This window comes from Prescottella sp. R16 (assembly GCF_030656875.1).
Classification (GTDB): Bacteria; Actinomycetota; Actinomycetes; order Mycobacteriales; family Mycobacteriaceae; genus Prescottella.
The window spans coordinates 1,728,694-1,741,990 of the sequence record NZ_CP130943.1 but is presented as its reverse complement, the minus strand read 5'-3'; the positions used below and the strand labels follow the sequence as shown (position 1 = coordinate 1,741,990).

Annotated in this window: 13 protein-coding genes; 8 read left to right on the top strand and 5 right to left on the bottom strand. The window is 68.7% G+C overall.

The genetic code is table 11. The features are described from left to right. Positions 1-13: 13 nt before the first annotated feature. Positions 14-1,285, bottom strand: coding sequence for a serine hydrolase domain-containing protein (locus tag Q5696_RS08220; protein ID WP_305094695.1), 1,272 nt, complete (start codon positions 1,283-1,285; stop codon positions 14-16). 177 nt (positions 1,286-1,462) lie between these two features. Between Q5696_RS08220 and Q5696_RS08215 the strand changes: the two genes are divergently transcribed. The 3 genes from Q5696_RS08215 to Q5696_RS08205 are packed head-to-tail and all read left to right on the top strand — an operon-like array spanning position 1,463 to position 3,497. Further along, the gene (locus Q5696_RS08215) at positions 1,463-1,828 is read left to right on the top strand and encodes a GntR family transcriptional regulator (RefSeq protein WP_370654880.1); all 366 of its coding nucleotides are present in this window, start codon (positions 1,463-1,465) and stop codon (positions 1,826-1,828) included. Next, the gene (locus Q5696_RS08210) at positions 1,825-2,739 is read left to right on the top strand and encodes an ABC transporter ATP-binding protein (RefSeq protein WP_305094694.1); all 915 of its coding nucleotides are present in this window, start codon (positions 1,825-1,827) and stop codon (positions 2,737-2,739) included. The genes Q5696_RS08215 and Q5696_RS08210 overlap by 4 nt, the downstream gene beginning before the upstream one ends. After that, entirely contained in the window at positions 2,736-3,497 is a 762-nt protein-coding gene (locus Q5696_RS08205) for an ABC transporter permease (RefSeq protein ID WP_305094693.1), read from the top strand. The genes Q5696_RS08210 and Q5696_RS08205 overlap by 4 nt, the downstream gene beginning before the upstream one ends. Here Q5696_RS08205 and Q5696_RS08200 read toward each other — a convergent pair. Beyond that, entirely contained in the window at positions 3,478-4,998 is a 1,521-nt protein-coding gene (locus Q5696_RS08200) for a cobyric acid synthase (RefSeq protein WP_305095182.1), read from the bottom strand. The genes Q5696_RS08205 and Q5696_RS08200 overlap by 20 nt on opposite strands. A gap of 8 nt (positions 4,999-5,006) precedes the next feature. Further along, positions 5,007-5,864 (bottom strand): type I methionyl aminopeptidase, encoded by an 858-nt coding sequence (gene map, locus Q5696_RS08195; protein ID WP_305094692.1) that lies wholly within the window; start codon positions 5,862-5,864, stop codon positions 5,007-5,009. A 106-nt stretch (positions 5,865-5,970) separates the two neighbouring features. Between map and murJ the strand changes: the two genes are divergently transcribed. Further along, positions 5,971-7,578: a murein biosynthesis integral membrane protein MurJ gene (gene murJ / locus Q5696_RS08190; protein ID WP_305094691.1), complete on the top strand. Its 1,608-nt coding sequence runs from the start codon at positions 5,971-5,973 to the stop codon at positions 7,576-7,578. Between the two features lie 198 nt (positions 7,579-7,776). Beyond that, positions 7,777-8,094, top strand: coding sequence for a hypothetical protein (locus tag Q5696_RS08185; protein ID WP_305094690.1), 318 nt, complete (start codon positions 7,777-7,779; stop codon positions 8,092-8,094). Positions 8,095-8,115: 21 nt separating this feature from the next. Here the strand turns inward: Q5696_RS08185 and Q5696_RS08180 are convergent, their stop codons facing one another. Then, positions 8,116-9,504 (bottom strand): DUF2252 domain-containing protein, encoded by a 1,389-nt coding sequence (locus tag Q5696_RS08180; protein WP_305094689.1) that lies wholly within the window; start codon positions 9,502-9,504, stop codon positions 8,116-8,118. Beyond that, on the bottom strand, positions 9,504-10,205 hold the full coding sequence (locus tag Q5696_RS08175) for a GntR family transcriptional regulator (RefSeq protein WP_305094688.1): 702 nt from the start codon (positions 10,203-10,205) through the stop codon (positions 9,504-9,506). The genes Q5696_RS08180 and Q5696_RS08175 overlap by 1 nt, the downstream gene beginning before the upstream one ends. 158 nt (positions 10,206-10,363) lie before the next feature. On the opposite strand from Q5696_RS08175, the gene Q5696_RS08170 reads away from it, so the two are divergent. The 3 genes from Q5696_RS08170 to Q5696_RS08160 are packed head-to-tail and all read left to right on the top strand — an operon-like array spanning position 10,364 to position 13,297. Beyond that, positions 10,364-11,491 (top strand): TIGR03364 family FAD-dependent oxidoreductase, encoded by a 1,128-nt coding sequence (locus tag Q5696_RS08170; RefSeq protein WP_305094687.1) that lies wholly within the window; start codon positions 10,364-10,366, stop codon positions 11,489-11,491. A 17-nt stretch (positions 11,492-11,508) separates the two neighbouring features. Beyond that, positions 11,509-12,189, top strand: a complete 681-nt coding sequence (locus Q5696_RS08165) for a phosphonatase-like hydrolase (protein WP_305094686.1) — start codon at positions 11,509-11,511, stop codon at positions 12,187-12,189. A 46-nt stretch (positions 12,190-12,235) separates the two neighbouring features. After that, positions 12,236-13,297 (top strand): 2-aminoethylphosphonate ABC transporter substrate-binding protein, encoded by a 1,062-nt coding sequence (locus Q5696_RS08160; RefSeq protein WP_305094685.1) that lies wholly within the window; start codon positions 12,236-12,238, stop codon positions 13,295-13,297.

Genomic DNA, 13,297 nt, shown 5'->3' with positions numbered 1-13,297 from the left:
CGAATCCGGATGCCTATGCGGGATAGAGCTTGCCGATGATCTCCTTGGCCATCGTGGTCGCCGGATCCTGACCGTTCGCGGCGGGCGCCAGGTTGGTCCACACCACGAGCGTCACCTTGGCGTCGGGGTCGTGCCCCATGAACGAGTTGAAGCCGGGCATCTCGCCGGTGTGCCCGAGCATCGGGCCCATTTTCGCTATGCCCCAACCGTATTCGGCGGACCCCGGTTCGGGGCCGGTGGGCTGCAGGCTCGCGAGACGCTGCGCCTGCATGTCCTTGTTCAGCAGTTGCCCACCGGCGAGCGCCTGCACCCACGTGACGAGATCGTCGGCGGTGGAGATCCCGGCACCGGCCGCCCACGCCCACGACGGGTTGACGTCGGTGACGTCCGCGGGCTGCAGGGTGCCGTCCTTCGCCGCTGCCTGCATGTCCTCGGGCAGCGCCGGATCGGTGAGCGTGTCCATATTGGTGCCGAACACGTAGCCCTGCGGATACCTCGCCGGGATCGAACTGTCGGCGGCGTCGGGGAACGACGTCCCGGTCAGCCCCGCCGGGCCGAACAGGCGCGCCTGGAAGATCTTCTGCAACGGCTTGCCGTCGAGGTCCTCGGCGACCAGGCCGAGCAGCACCGTGTTGGTGTTGGAGTAGTGGTAGCCCTCACCGGGCGGGAAGTACGGCGGATTCGCGAACGCGAGCGCCAGCAGTTCGTCGGGCGTCCACTGTTTGCCCGGGTCGTCGTCGAGTGTCTGGTTGAGTTGCGGTGTCTCGCTGTAGTTGAACAGCCCGCTGCGCATGTTCAGCAGCTGCTCGATCGTGATGTTCTCCCCGTTCGGCACGTCCGGCCGATACTTCGAGATCGGGTCGGCGAGCGCGAGCTTGCCCTCCTGCACCAGTTGCAGGATCACGGTGCCGGTCATGGTCTTGGTGTTCGACCCGATCCGGACGTGCTCCGCCGTGTCCACCGGGGCGCTCTGCCCGATCGTGCCGGTGCCGTACGTGACCGTCAGATTGCTGTCGGGGGTCTTGAGGATCGCAACCGCCCCGGGAACCTGCAGATCCTTCGCGACCCGCGCGACGACGCCGTTGAGAGCGGTCGCGTCGATCTCGTTCAACGCGACGGTCGTCACGGCTGCGGTACTCGTCGACGTGGCCGTGGCGTTCTCGGCCGACGACTCCGTGGACGGCCCGGTCGACTCGTTCGACGAACAGCCCGCGAGGACGAGGGCCGCGACCGCGGCACCCCCGACGAGCCGGACGATCGGGACTCTTCTCGAGGCTGTGCGCACGTCGTATCTCCTCGTGGTCGTACGTCGAACGTCGTTCCGCAGCCTATGCGGCCGGGCAGACCCACGAACCGGGAACGAACGAACCCGATCGCAGACGCTGTTGACCGCATCCACCGCAACTCCTATGGTTCATTACATGAGTAATGAACCAATCAGCCCTGGGGGGGTGGTACCGCGATGCTGAACGAGGACGGGAAACCGCTCTTCCAGCAGGTCGCCGAACTCGTCGAGAACGCGATCGTCGACGGTTCGCTCGCGGAGGACACGCAGGCGCCGTCCACCAACGAACTCGCAAGCTTCCACCGGATCAACCCCGCCACCGCGGCGAAGGGACTCAACCAACTCGTCTCCGACGGGATCCTCTACAAGCGAAGGGGCATCGGCATGTTCGTCACCGTCGGAGCACGCGACACGCTCCGTGCTCGTCGGCGCGACCAGTTCGCCGCGCAGTATCTGGCACCGCTCGTCCGGGAGGCCGACAAGCTCGGGATGAGCATCGCCGAACTCAAATCCATGCTGGACACCTGGGAGGACCGAACATGACCGGACACGGCACGGCCATTGCACCGATCGTCTCGATGTGCGGCGTCCGCCGCCGGTACGGCAACGTCACCGCGCTCGACGACGTCTCGCTGGACCTCGCGCCGGGAAAGATCTACGGACTGCTCGGCCGCAACGGGGCCGGGAAATCCACCCTCATGAAGATCCTGACGGGGCAGGACTTCCCGACGGACGGGGACGTCTCGGTGTTCGGCGGCGCGCCGTTCGAGAATGTCGACGTCCTGCGGAACGTATGCTTCGTGAAGGAGGCGCAACGGTACCCGGACGACCTCCGCGTCGAGCATGTCGTCAGGGCCGCGGAACTACTGCTCCCCCAGTGGGATTCCGAGTTCGCCGAACGCCTTCTGGACGACTTCGCCCTTCCCCGATGTCGCCGGGTCAAGAAGCTCTCCCGCGGTATGACGTCGGCGCTGGGCATCGTCGTCGGCCTCGCGTCCCGCGCACCGCTGACCATCTTCGACGAGCCGTACCTGGGCCTCGACGCGGCGGCCCGACACCTGTTCTACGACCGACTCCTCGCCGACTACTCCGAGCATCCGCGCACGATCCTGCTGTCCACCCACCTCATAGACGAGGTCGCCGACCTCCTCGAGCACGTCGTCGTGATGGACCGCGGCCGGGTGGTGATCGACTGTGACACCGACGAACTCCGGAAGCAGCACGTCCTGGCCACCGGCCGCACCGACGCCGTCGACGCATTCGCCGACGGATGGACGGTCCTGCACCGGGAGGCGTCCGGACCGTTCGCGCGGGCGACCCTGCGCGGCGAGGTCACCGACACCACCCGCGCCGAGGCGACCCGGCTCGGCGTCGATCTGTCCCCCGTGTCGTTGCAGCAGATCACCATTCGCGACACCGCCGACGCCACTCCCACGAAGGAGACGAACCGATGATCCAGACGACGGCATCCTCGTCTGTGACGACGCCCCCCACGACCCACCCACCCGGACGGACCGGGGTACGACGCATCCTGGACGTCGCTCGTATCCACGTCGTGGCGTGGCCCCTGCTGATCGCGGTCCCCGTTGCGATCGTCGCGGTCACGTTCGCGATCAACTACACGATCCAGGCACTGATCGACACCGACGGATCCACGCAGGGCACCGGCGCAATTCTCGCCCTGTACGGGTTCGTCGTCGCGTTCTACGTGCAGGCGGTGACGCAGACGTTCCCGTTCTACCTCGGGCTGTCGGTGACCAGGCGGGAGTTCTTCCTGGCCACCGGACTCGTCGCGGTCGCACAGTCCGCCCTGTTCGCCGGACTGGTCCAACTGCTGTCGGTCGTCGAGGCCGCCACCGACGGCTGGGGTGTGCGACTACGGATGTTCGGGGTGCTCCGCTGGCTGACGGATTCATCGTTGCTGCAGTTCCTCGGATACTTCGCGACCCTGCTGCTGACCACCGCGATCGCGACAGCGGCCGGCGCAGTCTTCCAGCGGTGGCGGGCACTCGGCCTGACGATCACGGGGATCGCGTCGATCATCGTGATCGGTGGCGCCGCGATCGTGGTGACATGGGCCCGGTGGTGGCCGGCGGTGACATCGTGGTTCGTCGACACTCCGCGGGTCGTTGTCCTCGTCGGTCTCCCGGCAGTGGTGACACTGGCCGTGTTCACCGCCGCATGGGGTGTGCTCAGGAGGTCGACGATCTGATCGTCGGCCGAGCGATCGGTGTCCTGCCGCCGAGCAGAGCATCGATCGCGTCCACGTCCAGATGCTGCTCGACGAGGTCGGCGAGCAGGTCCAGTTGTGCCTCGCGGACAGCCGCGACATCGGTGTCGGGGGCGACGACGAAACCGGTGCGGCCGGACCGCTGCGCGACCTCGGTGAGCAGGGCGCGCCGATAGGCGTCGTTCTCGAGGAGGCCGTGCCAGTGAGTGCCGCGGACACTGCCGCGGACGCTGCCCTCCTTCGCCCCGTCGGACGCGGTCAGCAGCGGCGCATCACCGGTGCGTCGGACGCGTCCATGATGGATCTCGTAGCCGCGCACCGGGATTCCGTTCACGTCACCGGCGACCTGGGCGAGGACCTTGTCGGGGGCGAACTCGATCTCGAGATCCAGCAGGCCCAGTCCGGGCACGCTGCCGGCGCCGGATTCGACGCCGTCGTCGATCACGGAGCCGAGCATCTGGTAGCCGCCGCAGATGCCCAGGATCGCCCCGCCGTTCGCGGCCCGGGCGGTGAGGGCGTCGGCGATTCCGCTGCGCCGCAACCACTCCAGGTCGGTGACGGTGGACTTGCTGCCGGGCAGCACGACGAGGTCGGCGTCGGCCAACCGGGACGGTTCGCTCACCCAGTGCACCGCCACGCCCGGCTCGCATGCCAAGGCCTCGACGTCGGTGGAGTTGGAGATCCGCGGCAGGCGGATCGCAGCGACCCGCAGCCACTCGTCGCCGACCGGCGGACCGGGCCGTCCGACGGGGGCGTCACCGACAACCCCGAGCGAGTCCTCGGCGTCGAGCCACAGGTCCTCGGCGAACGGCAGCACACCGAGGGTGGGGCGTCCGGTGAGCTGCGCGAGCTGCTCCAGTCCGGGTTCGAGCAGGCTCACGTCGCCGCGGAACTTGTTGATCACGAATCCGGCGATCAGCACCTGGTCCTCGGGTTCGAGGACGGCGACGGTGCCGAACAGGTGCGCGAGCACTCCCCCGCGATCGATGTCGCCGACCACGATCACCGGCAGGTGCGCGGCGCGGGCCAACCCCATGTTCGCGAGATCGGTGGCCCGCAGGTTGATCTCGGCGGGCGACCCGGCCCCCTCGCAGATCACCACGTCGAATTCGTCACGCAGCGAAGCGAGTTCGTCGGCGACCACATCGCGCAGCCACTGCCGATGGGTGATGTAGTCGCGGGCACCGACGGTGGTGACGGCCTTGCCGCGGACCACGAGCTGCGACGTGCGGTCACCGCCCGGTTTGAGGAGGACCGGGTTGAACCGGACGCTCGGCTCGAGCCCGCACGCCCGGGCCTGCAGGGCCTGTGCCCGGCCGATCTCCCCGCCGTCGAGGGTGACGACGGAATTGTTCGACATGTTCTGCGCCTTGAACGGCGCCACCCGCACCCCGCGGCGGGCCAGCATCCGGCACAGGCCGGCGGTGAGGACACTCTTGCCGGCGTCGGACGTGGTGCCGGCGACCAGCAGGGCGCCGGTCAGCGCTGCGGTCACGGCAGGGTGAGGATCTCGGCGCCGTCGTCGGTGACCACGAGGGTGTGCTCGAACTGGGCGGTCCAGGTGCGGTCCTTGGTGACGACGGTCCAGCCGTCGTCCCAGATGTCGTAGTCGATGGTGCCGAGGTTGATCATCGGCTCGATCGTGAACACCATGCCCGGTTCGATGATCGTGTCGACGTTCGGCTGGTCGTAGTGCAGGATCACCAGGCCGTTGTGGAAGGTTTCGCCGATGCCGTGACCGGTGAAGTCACGGACCACGTTGTAGCCGAACCGGTTCGCGTACGACTCGATGACGCGGCCGATGACGTTGAGTTCGCGGCCCGGCTTGACGGCCTTGATCGCGCGCATCGTGGCCTCACGGGTGCGCTCGACCAGCAGCCGGTTCTCCTCGGAGACGTCGCCGGCCAGGAACGTGGCGTTGGTGTCGCCGTGGACGCCGTCGATGTACGCGGTGACGTCGATGTTGACGATGTCGCCGTCCTGGACGACGGTCGAGTCGGGGATGCCGTGGCAGATGACCTCGTTGAGGGACGTGCAGCACGACTTCGGGAAGCCCCGGTAGCCGAGCGTGGACGGGTAGGCGCCGTGGTCGCACATGTATTCGTGGGCGATGCGGTCCAGCTCGTCGGTGGTGACCCCCGGGGCGACGGCCTTGCCGGCCTCCTGGAGCGCCTGTGCGGCGATCCTGCTCGCCACGCGCATCTTCTCGATGGTCTCCGGCGTCTGCACCCACGGCTCGTTGCCCTCGCGGGCCGTCGCCTTCCACACGTACTCGGGGCGCTCGATGCTCTTCGGCACGGCGAGCGTGGGCGAGACGGTTCCGGGGACGAGGGCTGTGCGCACAGACATGCGTCCAGCGTAGACCGCGCCACCCGACAGTCTGTGTGCTCACCTCTCCAACGCCTTCCCCGGCGAGGTCCGGCCACCTCACGCCGGGCTGTGAGAGCCTGAAACCGTGGGGAGACATCGCAGGCGTGACGACGGCCCGGAACGCCACGCCGCGCAGGCAGGGGGACGGGTCGCGGTCGCCGGGACGGTCAGCCGGGTGACGGGGTTCGTTCGTACGGCGGTACTGGCCGCAGTGCTGGGCACTGCCTTGGTCGGCGATGCCTACAACGGCGCGAACAGCTTTCCCAACATGGTCTACGCACTGCTGCTGGGCGGTGTGCTCACGAGCGTGCTGATCCCGGTCCTGACGCGCTCGCATCTGCGCGGCGGTCGGGTGGACACCGGGTTCACCCAGCGCCTGATGGCGAGCGCGACAGTCGCAATGGCGGCGGTCACCGTGCTCGCCGTCCTGGCCGCCCCGTTGATCGCGTCGGTGTTCGTCGACGACGCCGCGCAGCGGGAACTGACGACGGTGTTCGCGTACCTGCTGCTGCCCGAGATCTTCTTCTACGGACTGGCCGCCCTGGCAACTGCGGTGCTCGATGTCCGCGGGATCCACGGCCCCGCGGCATGGGCACCCGTGGTCAACAACATCATCGTCCTGGCCACAGCGGCGGTGTTCGTCCTGCTACCCGGACCGGTCACCCTCACCCCACAGTCCATGACCGCCGCCCAGGTGGCGGTGATCGGTGTCGGCACCACCCTGGGCATCGTCGGACAGTCGGCCACCGTCGTGCTGGCGCTGCGCCGCAACGGTTTCCGCTGGCGTTGGAGGGTCCGGCTACTGCCGTACACGTGGCGTCCCGTTCGCGTCGGCCTGCCGCTGGTCGGTTGGGTCCTCGCCTACGTCGTCACGAGCCAGATCGGTGTCGTGGTGGTGCTCCGTGTCGCATTCAGTCACGGTGGCGTGTCCACCTACACCTACGCGGACCTCCTCTTCCAAGTGCCGTACGGGATTCTGGGTGTCTCGCTCCTGACCGTGCTGATGCCCCGCATCGCTCGTGCCGTCGCAGAGAACGATCACGCCGCGGTCCTGGCCGACCTGGGCCGCGGCGCCCGATACTCGGTGGTCGCTCTCGTCCCGGTCACCGCCGCCCTGACGGTCCTGGGACCGACACTGGCGACCGTCGTCTTCGTGGGCCGCGTGGATCCGGCCGAGGCACACCTGATCGGAACAGCTCTGGCCGTTTCGGCGTTCGGGTTGGCGCCGTTCGCGATCGTGATGCTCCAGCTACGGGTCTTCTACGCCGACCACGACACCCGCACACCCGCATTGATCAACATCGCGATGGTCGCCACGAAGATCGCGGCCATCGGGGTCGCCACCGCGGCACTGCCCGATCAGGGCGTGGTCCTGATGCTGTGCGTGGCCGGTTCCGCGTCCTACGTTGTGGGGGCAATCCTCGGACACGTCCTGTTGCGACGACGGTTCGGGCTACTGGGCTTCCACCGTGTACGCGACACCGCGACCCGCGTCGCCGTCGCAGCGGCGCTCTCCGGTGCCGTGTGCCTCGTCGCCACGTACGCGACGAAGACCCAATTGGGGGATCCCCGGACCGGAGCTGTCGTCGCCCTGGCCGCGGGAACCTTCACCGGCGTCGCAGCCTTCGCACTGGCGACCAAGCTCATCGGGATTCCGGAGATCCGTCATGCCCGCAGGATCCTGTGGCCCTGACCCCGACGCCCACCCCACCGACCGCCGTACCTTTCCCCTCCTGTCCCCCTCTCGACGATGCACCGAGGCCCAGGGCAGAACATGTTCCAGTTCCGGGGGAGGCGGATTTCACGGCGCTGTGACCTGCACAAATGCTTTGTTGCATTTGCCTGGAAGTTGGATATGGTGGGCCGTCAACCTGATCAGAAGTGAGGGGAAATGGGCCAGCAGTCGCGGGCCGCCGCACAGCGGTGGGCTCCGGTCAAGGTCGGTAAGGTCGTCTCGACCGTCTCGGACGACATCGTGAGTCTCGACGTCGAACTGGTCGGCGACATTCATCCCGAGTGGGAGCGGGCCTTCGCCCGAATGTGTGCCGGTAGGAATTCCGATCTGCGGCTCCACGCGGCCGACGAGCCGCCCCGGATCACCCTGACCACCCATCGCGACCACCGCGAGGCCGCCGAGCCGGCAGTGCTGTACGCGGTCGAGGAAGTCAACCTCTACATCCGGCTCGCGCTCGAACTCGTCGGACAGTGACTCGTCGGACAGCGAGACCGGTCACATCCCGAACCGTGCGGTGACGCGTCGTTCGTCGAGGGCTGCGAGCAGGGCCGCATGGTCGCGGGCGTTCCGGTCCGCGTACGACTCGGCGAACTCGGTGACGGCCTTGTCGAAGCCGTTTCCGGAGCCGAGGTAGGAGGCGATCGCGATCCGGTCCCCGGATCGGGCGTGACCGTAGGCCAGCACCCGGCCGCACAGCCGCCCGTACAGTTCCATCCCGGGCGGCCGCATCGCCTCGACCACCGCCGACCCCTTGCCGTCGCGCAGTTGCCGGACATAGAAGTCCCGGACCACCCCGTCCGGGCCCGGCCCCTGCTGCCATCCGAGGAAGATGTCGCTCGCGGCCTGCATCAGCCGCTGTCCCGCCACGACCCGCTCCCCCTGGTTCGGGAACGACGGGCCGTCCAGGTAGTTCGCGAGCACCGACCGCTGCGCTTCCTTCGCCTGCAGGAACAACGGATCACCGTCGACGCCCTGCAGCAACAGGATCCATGCCTGGGTGCCGACGCTGCCCACGCCGACCACCTTGCGGGCCGCCTGCACGAACTCGAACCGACGCAGCAGCACCCGATGATTGTCCTGCAACGTCTCCCGATAATCGTCCAACCGTCTGCGCAGGCCCTCGAACAGGGACTGCGCGTCCTCCTCGGCGAAGATCTCCTCGATCGGCACGATCAGCGGCGGTATGCCGACGATCCTCCGGCGGCCGTCGACCTCCGTGGTCAGTCTGGTCAGCGCGTGCACGCTGTCCCGGTGCCACGACTTGTCGAGGGTCCGACGCATGCTCTTCTTCGCGGACGTGTCGAGTTCGTCGCGCAACGCCGCCAGCTCGGCGGCGGGATCGAGGTGCGAATACCAGACCGCGAGATTCCCACGCTCCGCCTGCCGCAGCATGGTCTCGCGGTACTCCGCTGCGCACGCGCGGACGATCCTCGCACGCTGTTTGCGCCGGAACCCCCGCTCCCGGCCGGCCACCGCGAGGCTCGCGACGAGCCGCTTGACGTCCCATTCGAACGGGCCCGGGTACGTCTCGTCGAAGTCGTTGATGTCGAATGCCTGCACCCGTTCCGGGGTGGCGAAGATCCCGAAGTTGCTCAGGTGCGCGTCGCCGCACAGTTGCACGGTCAGCCCCGTCCGGGGGGTGCCGGACAGATCGTCGGCCATGATCAGCGCAGATCCACGGAAGAAGGCGAACGGGCTGCTCGCCATGCGCCCGTACCGGACCGGGACCAGGGCGGGGATCCGGGTCGCGGACTGCTGTTCGAGCAGACCGATCGGATCCCGGCCCACATCGGTCCCGCATTCGGCGAGGGCCGCGAACGGCGTCGCACGACGAGCGGCCAGACCGCGCTCGACGCGCTCGGCGCGGCCGGGCACCGCCGGCATCAGCGCAGCTCCGTCACGAATGCCATCCGATCGCCCCGGTACAGCGAACGCACCCGTTCGATGGGGACGCCGTCGGCGTCGCGGGAGACGCGGTGCAGTTTCAGCATCGGCATCGCGGTGCTCGAATCGACCAGGCCGGCCTCCCGCGGCGTCGGCAGTGCCGTCTCGATACGTTCGGTGGCGGTGGTGAACGTGATGCCGAGGGCCCGGATCGCCGCGTACAGCGACGTTTCGGGGTCGAACGTGTCGATCAGGTCCGGGAACCGGTAGTGCGGGAGGTGCGTGCTCTCGAGCCCGATACGTTCACCGTCGGCGAGCAGGACACGTTCGAGATGGACGACGGGGTCACCGACGCCGATGTCGAGGATCTCGGCGAGACTCGGGGGTGCGTCGATCTCCTCCCAGCGCACCAGGATGCGGCCGGGCTCCCGCCCCTGGCTCAGGGCCCCCTCGGTGTACGAGCCGAGTGACAACGGCTGCACCAGTTTCGGGCGGGCGACGACGGTGCCGCGTCCTCGACGTTCGACGCGTCCGGCGACGAGCAGCTCGTGCAGCGCCTGCCGGACGGTTTCGCGGGAGACACCGCACCGGGCCGCGAGTTCGCGTTCCGCGGGCACCGCGTCCCCCTCGGTCAGATCGGCGAGCAGATCCTCGACATGGGTTCGGACGAGGTAGTGCTTGGGCAGGGACTCCACGGTCACGACACACCCGCAATAAGCGTCGAATCGGGCAGTGCCACAGCAGTTTCGAGGAAACTCACGGTCGTCAGACTACACAGATTCCGGCCTGCACCAACTGTTCATTTTCCGTTTCCCGAAAGTCCCCCAGCTGGTCTAGACCAATGGTCAGGGTGTGTCCCATGCGAATTGCAATTGTGGGTGGAGGAATCCTCGGAACGGCACACGCCGACGAGGCGATCCGCCGAGGACACGAGGTCGTCCATCTCGAACGCGAACTCGAAGCGCGCGGTGCCACCGTACGCAACTTCGGTCTGGTGTGGGTCTCCGGGCGGGCCGAGCACGAACTGGACGCCGCCCTGCGGTCCCGCGAACTGTGGGCGGACCTCGGTAAGCGGGTCCCCGAGATCGGTTTCCGCGCAGCCGGTTCCACCACGCTGCTCCGAACCCCCGAAGAGGTCGCGGTCGCCGAGGACATGGTCTCGCGCGCCGACGCCGACGTCCGCGGCTTCTCGCTGCTCGAGCCGGATGCCGTCCGCGCGATCAACCCGGCCCTGCGCGGCAAGTACCTGGCCGGTCTGCACTGCTCCCGTGACGGTGCCGTCGAGTCCCGCATCGCCCTGCCCGCGATCCGACACCACCTCGAGGCGTCCGGCCGCTACACGTTCCACGCCGGCACCGAGGCCCGCGAGATCACCACCACCGAACACGGGGTGCGCATCCGCGACGACCACGAGCGCACGTTCGACGCCGACCTGGTGATCGTGTGCCCCGGCGCCGCCCTCGGCGGGCTGGCCCGTGACCTGGCCGGTGAACTGCCGCTGCGCCGCGTGCGACTGCAGATGATGCAGACCGCCCCGCTCGGCGAGGCGCTGACCACCGCGATCGCCGACGGCGACAGCCTGCGCTACTACCCCGCGTTCGCCGGCACGGCACTCGACGCGCTGCGGACCGCACAGCCGCAGGAGCCCACCGCCGCCGAGCACCGCATGCAGCTGCTGTGCGTACAACGGCTGCACGGCGGCCTCACCATCGGCGACACCCACGAGTACGACGAACCGTTCGACTTCGACGTCGACGAGGCCCCGTACCGGCACCTGACCAGCGTCGTCGAGGAACTCCTCGGCCGGCACCTGCCGCCGGTCGTCAAGCGCTGGGCCGGCGTCTACAGCCAGTGCCTCGACACCGGCGAGCTGGTGCACCGCGCCCAGCCCGCCGACCGGGTGTGGGTAGTCGCCGGACCCGGCGGGCGCGGCATGACCCTCGGACCCGCCCTCGCCGAACAGACCGCCGACCGCCTCGGCCTCTGACCTCACAGGAGAAGACCATGACCCCCATCGCACTCGCCGTCCTCGACATGGCCGGCACCACCGTCGCCGACGACGGTCTCGTCCTGCAGGCGTTCGCCGCCGCCGGTGCCGCCGCCGGCCTGCCCGAGTCGGGGCCCGAGGCCGACGCGGCCCGGAAGTACGTCCTCGACACCATGGGCCAGTCGAAGATCGTCGTGTTCCGGGCCCTGTTCGGTGACGAGGACCGCGCGCAGGCCGCGAACCGCGCATTCGAGGCCGAGTACGACCGTCTCGTCGACGAGGGCGGCGCCACCGCGATTCCCGGTGCCGCCGAAGCGATCACCGCACTGCGGGACGCCGGCGTCCGGGTGGCACTGACCACCGGGTTCAGCCGCACCACGCAGGACAAGCTGCTCGCCGCCCTCGGCTGGCACACCCTCGCCGACCTGACGCTGTGCCCCGCCGACGCCGGCCGTGGCCGCCCCTACCCGGACCTGGTCCTCACCGCACTGCTGCGTCTCGGGGTCGACGACGTGAAAGCCGTTGCCGTCCTCGGTGACACCGCCAGCGACATCACGACCGGACGCCGCGCCGGCGCGAGCATCGTCGCCGGCACCCTCACCGGCGCGCACGACGAGGCGCAGCTGCGCGCCGCCGACCCGACGCACGTCGTGCCGTCGGTCCGCGAGTTCGCCGATCTGGTCCTCGCGACCCGCTGATCCGCCCTTCCCCCTCGACCACCTCACCGAGACAGGACACATCCGAATGAGCAGGAACACCAAGCGTTTCCGCATCGGAATCGCCACCATCACCCTGGGCGCCACCGCCCTCGCGCTCACCGCGTGCGGCGGCACCGGTGCCGCCGCCGGCGCGTCCGGGGAGACCGTCACCGTCTACAGCGCCGACGGCCTCGCCTCGTGGTACAAGCCACAGTTCGAGGCGTTCACCGCCGAGACCGGGATCGCCGTGAACCTGGTCGAGGCCGGCTCCGGTGAGGTGGTCTCCCGGGTCGAGAAGGAACAGTCCAACCCGCAGGCCGACGTCGTCGTCACACTGCCGCCGTTCATCCAGAAGGCCGACGCGCAGGGTCTGCTCGAGCCGAGCGGCATCGACACCTCCGCCGTGCCGGACGCCGTGAAGGACCCCGAGGGCCACTACGTTCCCGTGGTCGACAACTTCCTGTCGTTCATCGCGAACCCGGGCGCGAATCCGGCCCCGAAGACGTGGGACGACCTGCTCTCCGAACAGTTCAAGGGCAAGCTGCAGTACTCCACCCCCGGTCAGGCCGGTGACGGCACCGCGGTGCTGCTGCTGCTCCAGCACCTGATGGGCAAGCAGGGCGCCCTCGACTACCTGACGAAGCTGCAGGTCAACAACGTGGGACCGTCGTCGTCGACCGGCAAGCTGCAGCCCAAGGTCAGCAACGGCGAACTGCTCGTCGCCAACGGGGACGTGCAGATGAACCTGTCGTCGATCCAGGACGACGGCTCGAAGTTCGACGTCTTCTTCCCGGCCGCCGCGGACGGTACCCGCACCACCATCGCGCTGCCGTACGTGATGGGCCTGGCCAAGGGCGCCCCCAACTCCGACGAGGCCAAGAAGCTCATGGAGTACCTACTGTCCGAGAAGGCGCAGCAGACCGTCGCCGACCAGGCACGCGGCGTGTCCGTCCGCACCGACGTCCGCGAATCCACCGGCGCCTCCACCGACCCGTCCACCCCCACCGGCCTCGTCGACGGGGTCGACGTGTGGACCCCGAACTGGAACGACGTCCTCACCTCGCTGGACGCCGACATCGCCGCCTACCAGAAGGCAACCGGTAACTGA

Excerpts from the sequence above, each read along its gene's own strand:
- Q5696_RS08160 (WP_305094685.1), top strand. The coding sequence starts at position 12,236 with ATGAGCAGGAACACCAAGCGTTTCCGCATCGGAATCGCCACCATCACC.
- Q5696_RS08205 (WP_305094693.1), top strand. The coding sequence starts at position 2,736 with ATGATCCAGACGACGGCATCCTCGTCTGTGACGACGCCCCCCACGACC.
- Q5696_RS08165 (WP_305094686.1), top strand. The coding sequence starts at position 11,509 with ATGACCCCCATCGCACTCGCCGTCCTCGACATGGCCGGCACCACCGTC.
- Q5696_RS08170 (WP_305094687.1), top strand. The coding sequence starts at position 10,364 with ATGCGAATTGCAATTGTGGGTGGAGGAATCCTCGGAACGGCACACGCC.
- Q5696_RS08180 (WP_305094689.1), bottom strand. The coding sequence starts at position 9,504 with ATGCCGGCGGTGCCCGGCCGCGCCGAGCGCGTCGAGCGCGGTCTGGCC.
- Q5696_RS08185 (WP_305094690.1), top strand. The coding sequence starts at position 7,777 with ATGGGCCAGCAGTCGCGGGCCGCCGCACAGCGGTGGGCTCCGGTCAAG.
- map (WP_305094692.1), bottom strand. The coding sequence starts at position 5,864 with ATGTCTGTGCGCACAGCCCTCGTCCCCGGAACCGTCTCGCCCACGCTC.
- Q5696_RS08210 (WP_305094694.1), top strand. The coding sequence starts at position 1,825 with ATGACCGGACACGGCACGGCCATTGCACCGATCGTCTCGATGTGCGGC.
- Q5696_RS08215 (WP_370654880.1), top strand. The coding sequence starts at position 1,463 with ATGCTGAACGAGGACGGGAAACCGCTCTTCCAGCAGGTCGCCGAACTC.